At 69.0% G+C, this 16,830-nt stretch carries 15 protein-coding genes; 10 read left to right on the forward strand and 5 right to left on the reverse strand.

Annotated elements, in window-relative coordinates; all coding sequences use genetic code 11:
• Window positions 1-162 precede the first annotated feature (162 nt).
• Window positions 163-957: an SH3 domain-containing protein gene (locus DID98_RS01890; protein WP_124519675.1), complete on the reverse strand. Its 795-nt coding sequence runs from the start codon at window positions 955-957 to the stop codon at window positions 163-165.
• A 33-nt stretch (window positions 958-990) separates the two neighbouring features.
• Window positions 991-1,425 (reverse strand): hypothetical protein, encoded by a 435-nt coding sequence (locus DID98_RS01895; RefSeq protein ID WP_124519889.1) that lies wholly within the window; start codon window positions 1,423-1,425, stop codon window positions 991-993.
• Between the two features lie 308 nt (window positions 1,426-1,733).
• Between DID98_RS01895 and DID98_RS01900 the strand changes: the two genes are divergently transcribed.
• Both DID98_RS01900 and DID98_RS01905 read left to right on the forward strand, forming a co-directional pair.
• The gene (locus DID98_RS01900) at window positions 1,734-3,296 is read left to right on the forward strand and encodes a sigma-70 family RNA polymerase sigma factor (protein ID WP_124519677.1); all 1,563 of its coding nucleotides are present in this window, start codon (window positions 1,734-1,736) and stop codon (window positions 3,294-3,296) included.
• A gap of 187 nt (window positions 3,297-3,483) precedes the next feature.
• Window positions 3,484-4,362 carry a helix-hairpin-helix domain-containing protein gene (locus DID98_RS01905; protein ID WP_124519678.1) on the forward strand — a complete coding sequence of 293 codons (879 nt, stop codon included), beginning with the start codon at window positions 3,484-3,486 and terminating at the stop codon, window positions 4,360-4,362.
• An 87-nt stretch (window positions 4,363-4,449) separates the two neighbouring features.
• Here DID98_RS01905 and DID98_RS01910 read toward each other — a convergent pair whose 3' ends face one another.
• Complete coding sequence (locus tag DID98_RS01910) at window positions 4,450-4,875, reverse strand: helix-turn-helix domain-containing protein (RefSeq protein ID WP_044843992.1); 426 nt, start codon at window positions 4,873-4,875, stop codon at window positions 4,450-4,452.
• Window positions 4,876-5,008: 133 nt separating this feature from the next.
• Window positions 5,009-5,449 (reverse strand): MarR family winged helix-turn-helix transcriptional regulator, encoded by a 441-nt coding sequence (locus tag DID98_RS01915; protein WP_124485029.1) that lies wholly within the window; start codon window positions 5,447-5,449, stop codon window positions 5,009-5,011.
• Between the two features lie 134 nt (window positions 5,450-5,583).
• Here DID98_RS01915 and DID98_RS01920 point away from each other — a divergent pair, with 134 nt between their 5' ends.
• Window positions 5,584-7,116 (forward strand): DHA2 family efflux MFS transporter permease subunit, encoded by a 1,533-nt coding sequence (locus DID98_RS01920; RefSeq protein ID WP_124485030.1) that lies wholly within the window; start codon window positions 5,584-5,586, stop codon window positions 7,114-7,116.
• Between the two features lie 39 nt (window positions 7,117-7,155).
• On the opposite strand, the gene DID98_RS01925 is transcribed toward DID98_RS01920, so the two are convergent.
• Window positions 7,156-8,670 carry an acetyl-CoA hydrolase/transferase family protein gene (locus DID98_RS01925; protein WP_044843989.1) on the reverse strand — a complete coding sequence of 505 codons (1,515 nt, stop codon included), beginning with the start codon at window positions 8,668-8,670 and terminating at the stop codon, window positions 7,156-7,158.
• A gap of 642 nt (window positions 8,671-9,312) precedes the next feature.
• Between DID98_RS01925 and DID98_RS01930 the strand changes: the two genes are divergently transcribed.
• The 7 genes from DID98_RS01930 to DID98_RS01960 are packed head-to-tail and all read left to right on the forward strand — an operon-like array spanning window position 9,313 to window position 16,525.
• A complete protein-coding gene (locus DID98_RS01930) occupies window positions 9,313-9,993 on the forward strand; it encodes a CDP-alcohol phosphatidyltransferase family protein (protein ID WP_124485032.1) in 681 nt (226 codons plus the stop codon).
• On the forward strand, window positions 9,990-10,799 hold the full coding sequence (locus tag DID98_RS01935) for a 2OG-Fe(II) oxygenase (protein WP_124485033.1): 810 nt from the start codon (window positions 9,990-9,992) through the stop codon (window positions 10,797-10,799). The genes DID98_RS01930 and DID98_RS01935 overlap by 4 nt, the downstream gene beginning before the upstream one ends.
• Entirely contained in the window at window positions 10,796-11,797 is a 1,002-nt protein-coding gene (locus DID98_RS01940) for an HpnL family protein (protein ID WP_044843986.1), read from the forward strand. The genes DID98_RS01935 and DID98_RS01940 overlap by 4 nt, the downstream gene beginning before the upstream one ends.
• A 36-nt stretch (window positions 11,798-11,833) precedes the next feature.
• Entirely contained in the window at window positions 11,834-12,601 is a 768-nt protein-coding gene (locus tag DID98_RS01945; protein WP_044843985.1) for an NTP transferase domain-containing protein, read from the forward strand.
• On the forward strand, window positions 12,598-14,283 hold the full coding sequence (gene aepX, locus DID98_RS01950) for a phosphoenolpyruvate mutase (protein WP_124519680.1): 1,686 nt from the start codon (window positions 12,598-12,600) through the stop codon (window positions 14,281-14,283). Before DID98_RS01945 ends, aepX begins: the two co-directional genes overlap by 4 nt.
• On the forward strand, window positions 14,280-15,461 hold the full coding sequence (gene aepY, locus DID98_RS01955) for a phosphonopyruvate decarboxylase (RefSeq protein ID WP_124519681.1): 1,182 nt from the start codon (window positions 14,280-14,282) through the stop codon (window positions 15,459-15,461). Before aepX ends, aepY begins: the two co-directional genes overlap by 4 nt.
• Window positions 15,461-16,525, forward strand: coding sequence for a 2-aminoethylphosphonate aminotransferase (locus DID98_RS01960; RefSeq protein WP_124519682.1), 1,065 nt, complete (start codon window positions 15,461-15,463; stop codon window positions 16,523-16,525). Before aepY ends, DID98_RS01960 begins: the two co-directional genes overlap by 1 nt.
• The last annotated feature ends 305 nt before the right edge of the window (window positions 16,526-16,830 follow it).

The following is a 16,830-nucleotide window of genomic DNA, read 5'->3' on the forward strand; positions in this document are numbered from 1 at the left end:
GCTCTCCGGAGCGGCATCGGACTGCTGACGAACCCCACGTTTTTCGGAGCGTGGGGTTTCGTTTTTCCAGGAACAGGCTTGCAGGGGCGTGGTGAGCGGGCCGGCCGATCCGTTTTTCGTCCGGCGCAGGCCAAGGGCCGCGGCACCGCTGCCGTCGGCCGGTCAACGGCGAAACTCGTCGCTGCTCCCCCCACCGCCGCCACCGCCGTGGTTCCCGCCGCCGTTTCCGCCGCCCTGCGGCCGTGCGCCGCCGTAACCCCCACCACCCTGATGCGTCGGCGGCACCATCATCCGGGCCGCGCCACCGCCCGGTGCGGGCGGTGACGATGGCGGCGGTGGCGCCGGCTGACGGGCAGCCGCGCCAGGCATCTGCGCGGGCGCGGCCTGCGGCGCCGGCGCGCGGTTCGGGCCGTTCCAGCCGCCGCGCGTGGCCGACGGCCGTGCATCATGCCGCTCGGGCGGCTCGCCGCCCGGCGCGCGCTGAACCGGCCCGCCCGGCTGCGGGCGCCCGTAGGCCGGCGGCATCCCGCCGGGGCCGATGCGCGGCTCGGCACGATGCTCCCAGCGGTCGCGATCGTGAAACCACGGCCGGTGGCGGTAGTAGCGATCCCAGTACGCGCCGATCGCGAACCCGGTCACCGGCACGCCGATGATCGCGCCGTATTCGAGCAACGGCACGTAATTGCCCTGATACGGATAGTCGAGCTGCTCCGCGTCGATCCAGCCGCGCACGCCCGGCAGCGCGACGTCGCACCATGAGTAATCGCTCAGGCAGCCGAACACGTCCAGCGCGGTGCCGGGCGGGACCTCCGCGACGACCGGATAATCGGGCGCCGGCCCCGCATAGATTTCGGCCCCGGAATTCGTATAGGCGCTGCTTTGCGCGTCGGCGAGGCCCGGTATCGCGGCGAGACCGAACAGGACGACGCACAGTCTTCGGATGATCGTGTTGCTCATGTTGCTCTCCCGCGCGGTGCCGCCGCGCGTCGGTCAATGTCGATGGCCCCCGCCCCAATGCCCGCCTCCCCAGTGGCCGCCGCCCCAGGGACGGCGCCAGTACCCGCCGCGGTAGCCGCCGCCCCAATGCCCCCAGAAGCCGAGGCCGATCGTGACGGGCGGCCCGTACCAGCCCGGGTAATACGCGGGATAGTAGGCCGGGTAAGGCACATAGACCGGCGCGGCATATACCGGAGCCGGCGCGTCGGCGTAATCGTCCGCCGGCGGCGGCACGGCCGGCACCGCGGGTGTCGACGGGGCAACCGGCCCGGCATTTGCCGGCGCTGCCGGGAGTTCGCGCTGCGAAACCGTGGCAGGCGCGGGTGCGTAATACGGCGCATAGCCGTACGGGCTCGTGTAATAACAACCGCTCAGCGCGAGCATGGCCAGTGCCATGACGGCAGGCCTCGCGGCGGAAATCGGGTTCATTTCATGCTCCGAAGGAATCCGCGCGTCGCTGCGTGGCGCGCGCCTGACTCTAGCTTACGTCCCCCGCATATTTCTGCGGGTTTGATCCGTTACTTTTTGTTTCCACGGGTCGAATCCGGGTCGCAACCGGGCGGGCATGCCGCATGCTCGCGCGTCAGCCGCGCCGACGTTGAAGTTGACGCAAATGCCCTCAACTTGAATATCGAGTCAGGCTGGCCGGCGCGGACGGGCGTTCGCGGCCTCCGGGAGCCTGAAACCCGCGGACTTCGGCCCGCCCAGACAGGAACGCGGCTCACGCCGTCATCGACATGACTACGCCACGCCCCACGCTTCGGGCGGACACGCCCCTCGATCCGATCATCCAGCTGCTGGCGCTCGCCGGCGAACAGGGTTATCTGACGCACGCCGACCTCGTCGACGCGCTGCCGCCGGAAAGCGACAGCCCCGACGCGCTGGACGTCGTGCGCGCCGCGCTCGCAGACATCGGCATCGCCGTGCTCGACGAGCCGGCCGCGCCGGTGCCGTTCGCGGGCGCGGCGCCGGTCGACGTCGATCGCGACGCGCTCGACGAGGGCCGTGCGCTGCTCGGCGATCTGGCCCGCGGCACGAGCGCATCGACCGATCCGCTCGCGCTCTACATGCGGCGCATCCATGCGGTGCCCCTGCTCAAGCGCGAGGACGAAATCGTGCTGGCCCGCGAGATCGAAACGGGCCGCCATCAGATCCTGCACGCGCTCGCCGGCTGTCCGGCGGCCGTCGAGGCGCTGCTCGCGCGCCACGGCGCGACGGGCGCAACCGGCGCGGCCGCCAACGAAGGCGATGACATCGGCGACGGCGAAGGCAACGCACCGGTGCCTGCACGCTACGACACGCTGCAGGACGCGGTGACGGCCGTGCGCCGCGCATTGCACGCGCAGGGCTGCCGCTCGGCCGAATACCGCGACGCGCGCAACCGCCTGGCCGCGCTGCTCGGTTCGCTCGCGTGGGTGGCACCGGCCGTCGACGACGCAAGCCGCGTCGTGCGCGCACTGGCCGCCGCGCCGGTCGACGCCGCGACGGACGCCGCCGCGGGCACCGACGCCGCGTGCTTCGACACGGTCGCGCGGCGTGCGCTCGGCGCCGCGCTGAGCGACGGCCAGCAGAAGGTGCGCGACGGTACGCGCGCGATGCTCGAGGCGAACCTGCGGCTCGTGCTGTCGATCGCGCGCAAGTACATGAACCGCGGCGTCGACCTGCCCGACCTCGTGCAGGACGGCTGCCTCGGCCTGATGCGCGCGATCGAGAAGTTCGAATACCGGCGCGGCTTCAAGTTCTCGACCTACGCGACCTGGTGGATCCGGCAGGCGGTCGCGCGCGCGGTGGCCGATCGCGCGCGCACGATCCGCGTACCGGTGCACGTCGGCGACCAGTACCAGCGCGTGCATCGGCACGCACTGCGCTTCCGCCAGCGCACCGGCCGGCGCGCGACGCCGGCCGAACTCGCGGCCGAAACCGGGCTCGCCGAGGACAAGCTGCGCGCGGTGCTCACGCTCCCTGCCGAGCCGGTGTCGCTCGACACGCCGCTGCCCGACGCGGACGCCGGCCTCGTCGACCTGATAGAGGACCAGGCATCGGCGAGCCCGTTCGAGCAGCTGGCCGACACGCGGATGCGCGAATGCGTGACGTCGCTGCTGCGCTCGGTCACGCCGGCCGAGGCCGACGTGCTGCGCCGCCGGTTCGGCCTCGGCGGCGCCGAGCCCGACACCTACGACGCGATCGCGCAGGACGCGGGCATGTCGCGCGAACGCGTGCGGCAGATCGAGAAGCGCGCGCTCGCCGCGCTGCGCACGGCCGCGGAGGCGGAAGGCGCGCAGACGTTCCTCGAAGCGTGACGCATCGCACGTTCGTGCCGCGACCCGGCACGAACGTGCGCGGCCCGCTTCCGCCTGTGCAACGTTTGCTATTGATGCACATCAAGTTTTGTTCGTCGCCGGCCCTGACAATGTGTTGAAATAAAAAAATGCGACCGGCGCGTTATCCGCCGTGTCCATTCCGTTTGCACATCCCCGGGCTCCGCACATGCAAACGACCATCGGCCAGACACACGAGGAAAACCGGCAAATCGCGGCCTGCCTGCGCGAAGCCGCGCAGTTGCTTGCCGAACAGGGGGCGAATCCTTATCGGGTTGCCGCCTACCGCGCGTCGGCCGACACGATCGCCTCGCTCGAAGACGGCATCCGCACCCGCTTCGACGCGGGCGGCGTCGATTCGCTCGCCGCACTGCCGGAGATCGGCACGGGCGTCGCCCAGGCGATCGCCGAACTGCTGGTGACCGGACGCTGGCGCCTGCTCGACCGGCTGCGCGGCGACGCGGAGCGCGCGTCCGCATTCGAAGCCGTGCCGGGCATCGGCCACGCGCTCGCGCTGCGGATTCACGACCAGTTGCACATCGATACGCTCGAGGATCTCGAACGCGCGGCCCGCAGCGGCCAGCTCGAAGCGATCGCGGGCGTCGGCCCGCGTCGCGCGGCCGGCATCCGCGCGGCGCTCGACGACGTGCTGACCCGGCGCCGGCGCTGGCAAGGCCACGCGCGCAACGCCGATCTCGGCACGGAGCCGCCGGTCGAGCTGCTGCTGTATATCGACCGCCTGTACCGCAACAAGGCCGCCGCCGGCATCCTGCCCACGCTCGTGTCGCGTCGGCTGAACGCGGACCTGAGCGTTCAGCCGCCCGTGATGCACATGACGAAAGGCGGCTGGCATTTCACCGCGCTGTGCCCGTATCCCGTTCGCCCGCAGGAGTCCACCCGCACCGCCGACTGGGTCGCGCTCTACTTCTACGATGCGCTGCAATGCGAGTACCAGAGGACGGTCGTCACCGAAACGCTCGGCTCGCTCGTCGGCAAGCGCATCGTGCGCGGACGCGAGATGGAGTGTCGTGTGTATTACGCGGGATGATCCGCTCGGGGGCGCCGGCCGCCGCGGTACGGCCGCCCCGCCGCCCGCCCGCGCGCGCCGTTCCGGCAAACCGGACCGCTTGACCGCTTACGTGCCGTCCGTCTTCGTGCGGCGCACCGGATGACGATGCGCGGCGATGCGCAGCAGCTTGCGGAACGACGGACACTCGAGATGACTCGGCGCCGGGCACACGGCCGCATGTCGCAACGCATCGCGCACCGCGCCGAGACGGCGGATCGTGCGGTCGAGCTCGTCGGCCTTGTCGTCGAGTTTCGCGCGATCGAGCGCGAGCCGGCCGTCCGCGCCGAACATCGCGACGATGTCGTCCAGCGAAAAGCCGGCCTCGCGGCCGAGCGCGATCAACGCCAGGCGCTCCAGCACCGATTCGTCATACTGGCGCCGCAGCCCGTGACGGCCGGTCGGCACGATCAATCCCTTTTCCTCGTAGTAGCGCAGCGTCGACGCGGGCAATCCCGAGCGGCGCGCGACATCGGCGATGTCCAGACGGCTCATGCTTGATCTCAAGTGAACTTGAGGTTGCAAGATAGCGGCCCGCCCCCTCCGACACAAGCCCGGACCGCCCCGCCGTTGTCGCAGCCGCCCCGCCGTTGCCGGCCGATTCGGCGGCGCCGCGCCCGCGCCCGCGTCATTCGCCGCCGCTGTCGATCAGGTTGTGACGCACGCGCCCGAGCAGGCGCACGAGCGTGTCGCGCTCGTCGCGCGTGAAACCGCGCAGCCCGTCGTCGGTGACGGTGTCGCCCACTTCCAGCATCTGCGGAAAGATCTCGCGCGACTTGTCGGTCAGCCGGATCACGAACGCGCGGCGATCGTCGTCGTTCGCGATGCGTTCGATCCACCCGCAGCTTTCCATCCGGTCGAGCAGCCGCGTCAACGAGATCGGCGTGATCTCGAGCCATTCCGCGAGCCGCGCCTGATTCATCTCGCCCTTCCATGTCAGGTACGCGAGCACGCGGCTTTGCGCGCGCGTCAGCCCGATGCGCTTCGCGCGCCGGTCGAACAGGCGTCCTTGCAGGCGGGCCACGTCGGAAATCAGGTAACCGATCCGGTTCTCGTAGGTCTTGTCCATGCGGCGATTATAGGGGCAGGCCGCGAATGACCCCCGGCTCGGATCAAGCGATGAGCACAAACATAATAAGCATGCTTATAATTCGAGCCATACCGGATCGCCGCCCACGGCGACCGCCCCACGGAGACACCCGCTTGAATCCCGCCGCCGACGCCCCCGCCTCGCCGCCCGCCCTCAATCGGCCGATGCTGACCCTGTCGATCATGCTCGCGACGCTGATCCAGACGCTCGACAGCACGATCGCGAACGTCGCGCTGCCGCACATGCAGGGCACGCTGTCCGCGTCGCAGGACGAAATCACCTGGGTACTGACTTCCTACATCGTCGCCGCGGCGATCGCGACGCCGCTGACCGGCTGGCTGTCCGACCGGCTCAGCATGAAACGGCTGCTGACGATCTCGATCGCGGGCTTCACGATCGCGTCCGCGCTGTGCGGGCTGTCCGAGTCGCTCGTGCAGATCGTCGGCGCGCGGCTGCTGCAAGGCGTGTTCGGCGCTGCGCTGGTGCCGCTGTCGCAGTCGATCCTGCTCGACATCAACCCGCGCGAGAAACAGGGCCAGGCGATGGCGATCTGGGGGATGGGCGTGATGGTCGGCCCGATCCTCGGTCCGACGCTCGGCGGCTGGCTCACCGACAGCTACAACTGGCGCTGGGTGTTCTTCATCAACGTGCCGATCGGCGCGTTCGCACTGGCGGGCGTGCTGACCTTCCTGCCCGCGCGCGCGCCGCGCCCGCACGTGAAATTCGACGCGTTCGGCTTCGCGACGCTCGCGCTCGCGATCGGTGCGTTCCAGGCGATGCTCGACCGCGGCGAACAGCTCGACTGGTTCGGTTCGTACGAGATCCGCATCGAGGCGCTCGTCGCGGCGCTGAGCTTCGCGTTCTTCCTCGTGCATACGGCGACCGTCGGCAAGGCCTCGTTCTTCAAGTCGGAATTGCTGCGCGACCCGAACTTCGCGACCGGCACGCTGTTCATCTTCGTCGTCGGCGCGGTGCTGTACGCAACGCGCGCGCTGCTGCCGCCGATGCTGCAGAACCTGATGGGCTATCCGGTCGCGACGACGGGGCTCGTCACCGCGCCGAGCGGCGCGGGCACGATGATCGCGATGCTGTTCGTCGGACGATTGCTGAAATACGTGGACGCGCGGGCGCTGCTGCTCGCCGGGCTGGCGATTTCCGCGCTCGCGCTGTGGCAGATGATGCAGTACACGATCGTGCTGTCCGAGGCGGACATCGTGTGGCCCGGGGTGGTCCAGGGCTTCGGCCTGGGGCTCGTGTTCGTGCCGCTGAGCGCGCTGTCGTTCTCGACGCTGCAGCCCGAGCTGCGCGCGGACGGCACGGCCACCTACAGCCTGATGCGCAACATCGGCAGCAGTATCGGCATCTCGATCGTCCAGACGCTGATGACGCGCAACACGCAGGTCGCGCATGCCGACCTCGCGACCCACATCACGCCGTTCGACCCGGCCGTGCAGGCGATGGCCGGCAGCCACGTCGACATCGCGCTGCTCGACCGCACGATCAACCAGCAGGCCGCGATGATCGCCTACCTGAACGACTTCAAGCTGATGTTCGTCGCGACGCTGCTGATGATCCCGCTGTTGCTGCTGATCCGGCCGCCGCAGAAAACGGCGAGCGTCGACGTCGCGCACGCGGCGATGGATTGACTCAGTGCGGCGGGCACCTGCCCGCCGCGGGCCGCGACGTCAGGCCTTCATCGTCCCGGTGCGCACATAGCGCTCGTGCCACGACAGCGCCTCGGCGAGCAGATGCGGCGTGTGCTTGCCGAAGCTCTCGCGCGACGCGCGCTCGAAGTAGTCCTCGAGCATCGGCCGGTAGTCGGGATGCGCGCAGGTCGCGATGATCTTGCGCGCGCGCTGCTTCGGCGACAGGCCGCGCAGGTCGGCGAGCCCCTGCTCGGTGACGACCACCGCGACGTCGTGCTCCGTATGGTCCACGTGGCTCGCCATCGGCACGATCCGCGAGATCGCGCCGCCCTTCGCGGTACTCGCCGACATGAAGCACGACAGGTAGCCGTTGCGCGCGAAGTCGCCCGAGCCGCCGATGCCGTTCTGGATCTTCGTGCCCATCACGTGCGTCGAGTTCACGTTGCCGTAGATGTCGGCCTCGATCATCCCGTTCATCGCGATGCAGCCGAGGCGGCGCACGAGTTCCGGATGGTTGCTGATCTCCTGCGGGCGCAGCAGGATCTTTTCGCGGAACGTCGCGATCTCGTCCGCGAAGCGCTGCACCGCGGCCGGGCTCAGCGACAACGCCGTGGCCGACGCGAAGCTCAACGTGCCGTCGTCGAGCAGGTCGAGCATGCCGTCCTGGATCACTTCGGTGTACGCGGTCAGGTTCGAGAAGCCGGCGGAGCTGAGTTCCGCGAGCACCGCGTTCGTGATGTTGCCGACGCCCGACTGCAGCGGCAGCAGGTTTTCAGGCAGGCGGCCGCGCTTCACCTCGTGGCGCAGGAAGTCGATCAGTTGCAGCGCGATCTGCTTCGACGTGGCGTCCGGCGCAGAGAATGCGTTGCTGCGGTCCGGCGCGTCGGTCTCGACGATCGCGACGATCTTCTCGGCCGGGCAGCGCAGGTACGGCTCGCCGATCCGGTCGTCGCTTTTCGTCAGCGGAATCGGCTTGCGGTGCGGCGGCAGCGCGGTGCCGTAATAGACGTCGTGCATCCCGTCGAGGCCGAGCGGCTGACGCGCGTTGACTTCGAGGATCACGTGCTTCGCCTGCTCGAGCCACGTCTTGTTGTTGCCGATCGACGCGGACGGAATCAGCAGCCCGTCCTCGCGGATACCCGCGACTTCGACGATCGCGACGTCGAGGTCGCCGTACAGCCCGAACCATGCGTATTGCGCGACGTGGCTCAGGTGGACGTCCTGGTAGTCGACTTCGCCGTTGTTGATCTTGTCGCGCAGCGTCGGGTCGGACTGGTACGGCAGGCGCATCGAGATGCCGTTGGTGCGGGCGAGCGCGCCGTCGAGTTCCGGCGCGGTCGATGCGCCGGTCAGCACGTTGATCCGGAAGTCCTCGCCGCGCGCGTGGGCCGCGTCGATGTGGGCGGCGAGCGCGGCGGGCACGGCCTTCGGATAGCCGGAACCGGTGAAGCCGCTCATGGCGACGGTCATGCCGGGGCGGATCAGCGCGGCGGCTTCGTCGGCGGTGCGGACGAGCGAACGCAGGGCGGGAGCGAGGATGCGTGAAGAAGACATGGCTGTATATCTGACGCTTTTGGTCTGTCGTTGACGTCGCGGGGGGTGTCTCCTGGGCGACGCGAAGCCCTTGGGGCCGCGAGGGGCGGCCCGGCACCACGGGCACGGTCGGAGTATCGCAGAGGCCATCGCCGCGAAATGTCCGTTGAATGCAAAAGATACTTGCCGAATGCGCCGGGTATCGAACGGCCGTTCTGTGACAGGGCGCGGCCGCGCATCGAATCCGCTCGAAAGGTACGCGAAAGCGGACCGCCAGTTTGCCGCGCCCGGATTGCAAGCTGCTGAACGGCAATCGATCGATATCTTCCCGGATTGATCGCGTAAACGCGGGGAATCCGCACGCGACGGCCGATCGGCGACCGCCGCGGCCGATTGTCGCCCGACGCGGCTTTCGCGGGCCTGATGCACATCAACGCGACGACGCGCGCGGAGCGCCGCCGCGCCCGCGCGCAAGGCCCGTCCGCCCTTGACAGCCGCGCGACGCGAACCACACTGAAGCTGGTAAGGCCCGCCTGTGCGAACGCCGTTTCGCGCATCCGGTTCGCAACCGGGCGATGTCCGGAATACGCGGTAACACTCCCGTATGTCAGGACATTGATCGAATAAAAAGCAACAAATTACAATTCCGTATATATTTCGCCGATGGACCAAAGAAAAACCGCCACACGTTCCGAACCGCCCCTGCCACGCACCTGGGATGCGCGGCTCGCGCGCTCGCTCGTACGCCCGCTGATCGACACGCCCGTCACCCCGAATCACCTCACTACCCTTCGTCTGCTGATCGGCCTCGCCGGTGCCTGGTGCCTCGCGCAAGGCGGCTTCGGCTGGATCAACGCGGGGGCATTCCTGATCGTGCTGTCGAACTTCGTCGACCACACCGACGGCGAACTCGCGCGCATCAGCGGCAAGTCCAGCAAGATCGGTCACTTTTACGACCTCGCGGCCGACGCGCTCGTGACGGTCGCGCTGTTCGTCAGCATGGGCCTCGGCATCGTCGCCCAGGGCGGCCAGATGGCCGCGTCGCCGGTGCTGCTCGGCGCGGTGGCCGGCGCGGCCGTCGCGCTGATCTTCTTCCTGCGCATGCGGATCGAATCGATCGCCGGCAAGGCCGGCACCAAGCAGGCGTTCGCCGGCGGCTTCGAGACGGAAGACGTGCTCTACCTGCTGCCGATCGTGACGCTCGTCGACGGCGTGCAGCCGTTCCTGCTCGCGGCATCGATCGGCGCCCCGCTGTTCGCCGCGTGGGTCGTGATCGACTGGTGGCGCATCGTCCGCCGCGGCAATCTCCCGCAGAACCCTACCGAAATCCAGGTTTCCAAATGACTCCTAGCACGCGCGACGACTCCGTGCTGAGCCCGGCACGCCCCGCGCCTGCGCGCGCGGCAGCGGCCGATCCCGATCGCACCGTGGCCGACTGCGTCGGCCGTCTCGACCTCGACCGCCTGCGCGGCGACTACACGCGCCAGGGCTCGTTCCTGTACCTCGACGCATTCCTGCCGGCCGACGCACACGCGAAGCTCGCGGCCGCCGCCCGCGCGATGCAGGCCGGCCTGAACCGCAATTACCTGCCCGGCCACAAGCAGGGCGGCAGCGTGAGCCGGCACACGATCGACGAGCAGGCGCCGTACATCGCGGAGCTGTACCGCTCGAAGGCGCTGATCGGCTTCCTCGAGAAGGTCACCGGCGACAAGCTGATGCTGTCGCCGGACGACGATCCGCATGCGTATGCGCTGTATTACTACACGAAGCCGGGCGACCACATCGGCTGGCACTACGACACGTCGTATTACGACGGCCGCCGCTACACGCTGCTGATCGGCGTGATCGACGAGTCGTCGTGCCGGCTCGACTACGAGCTGCATACGCGCAATCCCGACGTGCCCGACGAACCGGGTTCCGTGCAGATCGCCGACGGCGGCATCGTGCTGTTCGACGGCGACAAGCTGCGCCATCGCGTCACGCCGCTCGGCCAGAACGAGACGCGCGTGTCGCTCACGTTCGAATACGTGACCAACCCCGGCATGCGGCCGTGGAAGCGCTTCATCTCGAACATGAAGGACGCGATCGCATATTTCGGTTTCCGCCAGGTGTTCAAGCAGCTGGCTACGCGCCGGTCGAGCGGGTCATGACACGCGCCGGCCTGATCCTGCTGTCCCTCGGAACGGCACTGTTCGTCGCCCTGCTCGCGTGGCAGGGCGTCGGCGCGGTCGCGTCGACGTTCCTCGCGGCCGGCTGGGGCCTCGCGCTCGTCGCGGCATTCCACGTCGTCCCGCTCGTGATCGACGCGCTGGCGATCTCGGTGATGTTCCGCCGCGGCCAGCCGGGCGCCGAGCTCGGCAACGCGCTGCGCGCGCGCTGGGTCGGCGAATCGGTGAACAGCCTGCTGCCCGCCGGGCAGATCGGCGGCCCGGTGCTGATGGTGCGCCACCTCGCGCAGCGCGGCACGCGGATGGCCGATGCGGCCGCCGCGGTCACCGTCAGCACGACGATGCAGGCGCTCGCGCAGATGGCGTTCGCGCTGATCGGCATCGCCACGTTCAGCGTGTATGCGACGCACGAGTCGGTCGCTCACCTGCGCACGCCGGCGCTGATCGCCACCGGCGTGCTCGGCGCGCTGGCCGTCGCGTTCTACGCGGCGCAGCGGCGCGGGCTGTTCGGCCGCGGGTTGCGTCTCGCGTCGAAGCTGCTCGGCCCGCGCGACTGGTCGTCGCTCGCGACCCGCGCGGACGCGATCGACGACGCGGTCGGCGCGCTGTACCGCGATCGCGCGAAGGTCGCGAAGACCTTCGCATTGAGCCTCGCCGGCTGGATCGTCGGCACCGCCGAAGTGTGGCTCGCGCTGCACTTCCTCGGGCACCCGGTCAGCTGGCTCGACGCGCTGCTGCTCGAGAGCGTCGGCCAGGCGATTCGCGGTGCGGCGTTCGCGATCCCGGGCTCGCTCGGTGCACAGGAAGGCGGTTACCTGCTGCTCGCCCCGCTGGTCGGCCTGCCGCCCGACGCGGCGCTCGCGCTGTCGCTCGCGAAGCGCGCGCGCGAACTCGCGCTCGGCCTGCCCGGCCTGCTCTATCTGCATTTCAGTGAAAGAAACTGGCAGCGGCGCCGTGCGCCGCAGCCCATCGCCGACTGATCGTTCAGATCCGCCGGCTTTTTGGTTGGAGAACCCATGCGAGCCATCATTCTTGCGGCAGGCCTCGGCTTGCGCCTGCAACAACCGCCCGAGGCGCAATTCCCGAAGTGCCTGCTGCGCTTCGACGACGTGTCGCTGCTCGAGCGCCATCTGCGTGTGCTCGACGCCGCGGGCGTCGATGAAATCGTGCTCGGGCTCGGCTTTCAGCACGAGAAGGTCGAGCAGGAACTGAAGCGCCTCGGCCGCACCGCCGAGATCGTGATCAACGAGCGCTATGACCTCGGCAGCGTGCTGACCGTGCACACCGTCGCCGACGCGATGACGCGCGGCGGCGACGTGCTGCTGATGGACGCCGACGTGCTGTACGACGAGAACATCCTGCACGCGCTGGTCGCCGATGCCGACAAGTCGGTCGACCGCCTGCTGATCGATCGCGACTTCGAGGCCGGCGACGAGCCCGTCAAGCTGTGCCTGAAGAACGGCGTGCCGGTCGAGCTGCGCAAGCAGCTCGCGGTCGACCTCGACTACGACACGATCGGCGAGTCGGTCGGCTTCTTCCGCTTCACCGAAGGCACCGCGCGCCGCCTCGCGAAAATCGTCGCGGGCTACGTCGACAGCGGCCGCGCGAACATGCCGCACGAGGAAGCCGTGCGCGACCTGCTGCTCGAAGGCGGCCACGCGTTCGACGTCGCCGACGTCACGGGTTCGCCGTGGATCGAGATCGACTTCCCGAACGACGTCGCACGCGCGACACAAGAAATTCTCCCCCTGATTCAACGCACGACCGCCGGAGCCGCACGATGAACGCACGCGAACCCAACTTCTCCGAATCGCGCAGCGCACGCCTGCGCCGCATGCTCGTCAGCAGCGAACTCGAATTCCTGATGGAAGCGCACAACGGCCTGTCCGCGCGCATCGTCCGCGAAGCGGGCTTCAAGGGGATCTGGGCATCGGGCCTCGCGATCTCCGCGCAGTTCGGCGTGCGCGACAACAACGAGGCAAGCTGGACGCAGGTCGTCGACGTGCTCGAGTTCATGGCCGACGCGAGCGACCTGCCGATCCTGCTCGACGGCGACACCGGCTACGGCAACTTCAACAACGTGCGCCGCCTCGTGAAGAAGCTCGAGCAGCGCGGCATCGCCGGCGTCTGTATCGAGGACAAGCAGTTCCCGAAGACCAACAGCTTCATCGGCGGCGAGCGCCAGCCGCTCGCGGAAATCGACGAGTTCTGCGGCAAGATCAAGGCCGGCAAGGATTCGCAGACCGATCCCGACTTCTCGATCGTCGCGCGTGTCGAAGCGCTGATCGCAGGCTGGGGGATGGACGAGGCGCTGCGTCGCGCGAACGCGTACGCGGAAGCCGGCGCCGACGCAATCCTGATCCACAGCAAGCTGTCGCGCCCGGACGAGATCCTGCAGTTCGCGCGCGAATGGAGCGGCAAGGCGCCGCTCGTGATCGTACCGACCAAGTACTACAGCACGCCGACCGACGTGTTCCGCCAGGCCGGCATCAGCACCGTGATCTGGGCGAACCACCTGATCCGCGCGTCGGCATCCGCGATGCAGGCGACCGCGCGCGAGATCCACGAGAGCGAAACGCTGATCAACGTCGAGGACCGCGTTGCATCGGTCAACGAGATCTTCCGCCTGCAGGACGCCGACGAGTACTCGGCCGCCGAGCGCATCTACCTGTCGTCGTCGTCGCGCGCGTCGAACGCCGCGATCGTGCTCGCCGCGAGCCGCGGCAAGGGCCTCGAAGCCGTCACCGAAGACAAGCCGAAGGTCATGCTGCCGGTCGCCGGCAAGCCGTTGCTGCGCTGGCTCGTCGACGGCTTCAAGACGCACGGCGTGAACGACATCACCGTGGTCGGCGGCTATCGCGCCGACGCGATCGACACGTCGGGCATCAAGCTCGTGGTCAACGAACGCCATGCGCAGACGGGCGAACTCGTGTCGCTCGCATGTGCGGCCGAACGCCTGACCGGCGACACCGTGATCTCGTACGGCGACCTGCTGTTCCGCAGCTACATCGTGCGCGACCTCGCGGAGAGCGAGGCCGAGTTCAGCGTCGTCGTCGATTCGTCGCTCACGGAAACCAACCAGAGCGTGCGCGACTTCGCGCTGTGCTCGGCGGCGGACGACCGCGGCCTGTTCGGCCAGAAGACGTATCTGCAACGTGTGTCGAGCGACGTCGCCGCCGGCACGCCGCACGGCCGCTGGATCGGTCTCCTGAACGTGCGCGGCGCGGGCGTCGACCGCCTGAAGGCGATGCTCGCGACGCTGCAGGCACGCCCCGATTTCGACACGCTCGACATCCCGTCGCTGCTCAACGAGCTGATCGCCGCCGGCGAGAAGATCGAGGTGCAGTACGTGCACGGCCACTGGCGCGGCGTCAACGATCTGGAAGACTTCCGCCGCGCGGGCGACTTCGCGCACGGCCAGACGCCGCTGTCCGAGCCGGGCGCCGGCAACGGGAGCGCGCAATGATCGAAGCGGCCCAGTTCGTCGAGGTCGCGCGCGAACGCGGTTTCGACTGGTACGCGGGCGTGCCCTGCTCGTACCTGACGCCGTTCATCAACTACGTGCTGCAGGACCCGACGCTGCACTACGTGTCGGCCGCGAACGAAGGCGACGCGGTCGCGCTGATCGCGGGCGCCACGCTCGGCGGCAAGCGCGGGATCGCGATGATGCAGAACTCAGGGCTCGGCAACGCGGTGAGCCCGCTCACGTCGCTGACCTGGACGTTCCGGCTGCCGCAGCTGCTGATCGTCACGTGGCGCGGCCAGCCGGGTGTCGCCGACGAGCCGCAGCACGCGCTGATGGGGCCGATCACGCCGGCGATGCTCGACACGATGGAGATCCCGTGGGAGACGTTCCCGACCGACCCCGAACAGGTCGGCCCGGCGCTCGACCGCGCGATCGCGCACATGGACGCGACGGGCCGCCCGTACGCGCTCGTGATGCAGAAAGGCAGCGTCGCGCCTTATGAGCTGAAGGCGAACCCGGCGGCAGCGCCGCGCGCGCATGTCGCCGCGCAAGCGTCGTCGCGTGCCGCGTCGGCCGACGCGTGGCCGACCCGCCACGACGCGCTGCAGCGCGTGATCGCGCACACGCCGGTCGATTCGACCGTCGTGCTCGCGTCGACCGGCTTCTGCGGCCGCGAGCTCTATGCGATCGACGACCGCCCGAACCAGCTGTACATGGTCGGCTCGATGGGCTGCGTGACGCCGCTCGCGCTGGGTCTCGCGCTCGCGCGCCCCGACCTGCGCGTGGTGGCCGTCGACGGCGACGGCGCCGCGCTGATGCGCATGGGCGTGTTCGCGACGCTCGGCACCTACGGCCCGGCCAACCTCACGCACGTGCTGCTCGACAACGGCGCACACGAATCGACGGGCGGCCAGGCGACCGTGTCGCAGCATGTGTCGTTCGCGGGTGTCGCGGCCGCATGCGGCTATGCGTCGGCCGTCGAAGGCGACACGCTCGACGTGCTCGATGCAACGCTCGCCGCGCGGGCCGACGGTGCGCAGTTCGTGCGCGTGGCGATCCGCACGGGCGTGCCCGACGGCCTGCCCCGCCCGACCGTCACGCCGGTCGAGGTCAAGACCCGCCTGATGCGGCATATCGGCGCCGCACAGGCTGAAGCCCACGCCGAAGGAGCTCATTGATGCTGCTGCTGAATCCCGGCCCGGTCACGCTCACCGAACGCGTGCGCCGCAGCCTGCTGCAACCCGACCTGTGCCATCGCGAAAGCGAATTCTTCGATCTGCAGGATGAAGCGCGTGCGCGCCTCGTCGCCGCGTACGAGCTCGATCCGGCCGAGTGGGCCGCCGTGCTGATGACCGGCTCGGGCACCGCCGCCGTCGAGAGCATGATCGCGGCGCTCGTGCCGCAGGACGGCAAGCTGCTCGTGATCGAGAACGGCGTGTACGGCGAGCGCATCACGCAGATCGCGACGCAGTACGGAATCGCGCACGAGGTGGTGAAGCACGAATGGATGCAGGCGCCCGATCTCGCGCAGATCGCCGCGCGTCTCGACGCGGGCGGTTATTCGCACGTCGCGGTGATTCATCACGAAACGACGACGGGCCGGCTGAACGACCTCGGCGCGATCGCCGACGTGTGCCGTGCGCGCGGCGTGAAGATGCTCGTCGACGGCGTCAGCAGCTTCGGCGCCGAAGCGATCGACTTCGCCGGCGGCGTGATCGACGCGGTCGCCGCGACCGCGAACAAGTGCCTGCACGGCGTGCCGGGCGCCGCGTTCGTGATCGTGCGCCGCAGCGCGCTCGCGAAGGCGGCGAGCCGCACGTATTACCTTGATCTCGGCCGGCTCGCGAAGCTGCAGGATCAGCGCAATACGCCGTTCACGCCGTCCGTGCACGCGTACTACGCGCTCGTCGAGGCGCTGCGCGAGTTCGATGAGGCCGGCGGCTGGCGTGCGCGGCATGCGCACTACAAGGCGCTCGCCGATCAGGCGCAGGCCGGGCTCGCGGCGCGCGGGATGTCGCTCGTGCTGCCGGAAGGCGCGTCGTCGGTCGTGCTGCGTGCGTACCGGCTGCCGCAAGGCGTCACGTACGAGACGCTGCACGACGGGCTGAAGGCGCGCGGCTTCGTGATTTATGCGGGGCAAGGCGGGTTGTCGAAGGAACTGTTCCGGATCTCGACGATGGGCGCGATTCAATCGGCTGATGTCGAGCGGTTGCTGGAGGGGTTTGCCGCGTTGACGCAATGAACGTTGCTCACCCCTTCATCCGTAAGAGGCCCGCAAGGGCCTTTTTTGTTGTTCGGGAAGTAGCGTGAGCATCGACGTGTCACCCCTGCCCGCAGCCGTTCGACTTGCCGCCACGCAGCCCCGATGCCGTCATGGCACTCAACTCTTTTCCGAACCTGTCGTTAACGCAGGATGGCCGCTCTTGAGAAGGCGATGCTCCGGCGTTTGGGTGCGCTGGACATCGGATCGTCGAATGGGGTGCCGGGGGTCACGGCACCGCGCTCGCCGCCACGATGCCTCGAGCGACGGGGCAATACCCCGCTTGC

This window comes from Burkholderia sp. Bp8984 (genome assembly GCF_003853755.1).
GTDB lineage: Bacteria > Pseudomonadota > Gammaproteobacteria > Burkholderiales > Burkholderiaceae > Burkholderia.

Bases quoted from the DNA above. Each gene is read 5' to 3' on its own strand.
- DID98_RS01890 (WP_124519675.1), bottom strand. From the start codon at position 957: ATGAGCAACACGATCATCCGAAGACTGTGCGTCGTCCTGTTCGGTCTC.
- DID98_RS01895 (WP_124519889.1), bottom strand. From the start codon at position 1,425: ATGAACCCGATTTCCGCCGCGAGGCCTGCCGTCATGGCACTGGCCATG.
- DID98_RS01900 (WP_124519677.1), top strand. From the start codon at position 1,734: ATGACTACGCCACGCCCCACGCTTCGGGCGGACACGCCCCTCGATCCG.
- DID98_RS01905 (WP_124519678.1), top strand. From the start codon at position 3,484: ATGCAAACGACCATCGGCCAGACACACGAGGAAAACCGGCAAATCGCG.
- DID98_RS01910 (WP_044843992.1), bottom strand. From the start codon at position 4,875: ATGAGCCGTCTGGACATCGCCGATGTCGCGCGCCGCTCGGGATTGCCC.
- DID98_RS01915 (WP_124485029.1), bottom strand. From the start codon at position 5,449: ATGGACAAGACCTACGAGAACCGGATCGGTTACCTGATTTCCGACGTG.
- DID98_RS01925 (WP_044843989.1), bottom strand. From the start codon at position 8,670: ATGTCTTCTTCACGCATCCTCGCTCCCGCCCTGCGTTCGCTCGTCCGC.
- DID98_RS01930 (WP_124485032.1), top strand. From the start codon at position 9,313: ATGGACCAAAGAAAAACCGCCACACGTTCCGAACCGCCCCTGCCACGC.
- DID98_RS01935 (WP_124485033.1), top strand. From the start codon at position 9,990: ATGACTCCTAGCACGCGCGACGACTCCGTGCTGAGCCCGGCACGCCCC.
- DID98_RS01940 (WP_044843986.1), top strand. From the start codon at position 10,796: ATGACACGCGCCGGCCTGATCCTGCTGTCCCTCGGAACGGCACTGTTC.
- DID98_RS01945 (WP_044843985.1), top strand. From the start codon at position 11,834: ATGCGAGCCATCATTCTTGCGGCAGGCCTCGGCTTGCGCCTGCAACAA.
- aepX (WP_124519680.1), top strand. From the start codon at position 12,598: ATGAACGCACGCGAACCCAACTTCTCCGAATCGCGCAGCGCACGCCTG.
- aepY (WP_124519681.1), top strand. From the start codon at position 14,280: ATGATCGAAGCGGCCCAGTTCGTCGAGGTCGCGCGCGAACGCGGTTTC.
- DID98_RS01960 (WP_124519682.1), top strand. From the start codon at position 15,461: ATGCTGCTGCTGAATCCCGGCCCGGTCACGCTCACCGAACGCGTGCGC.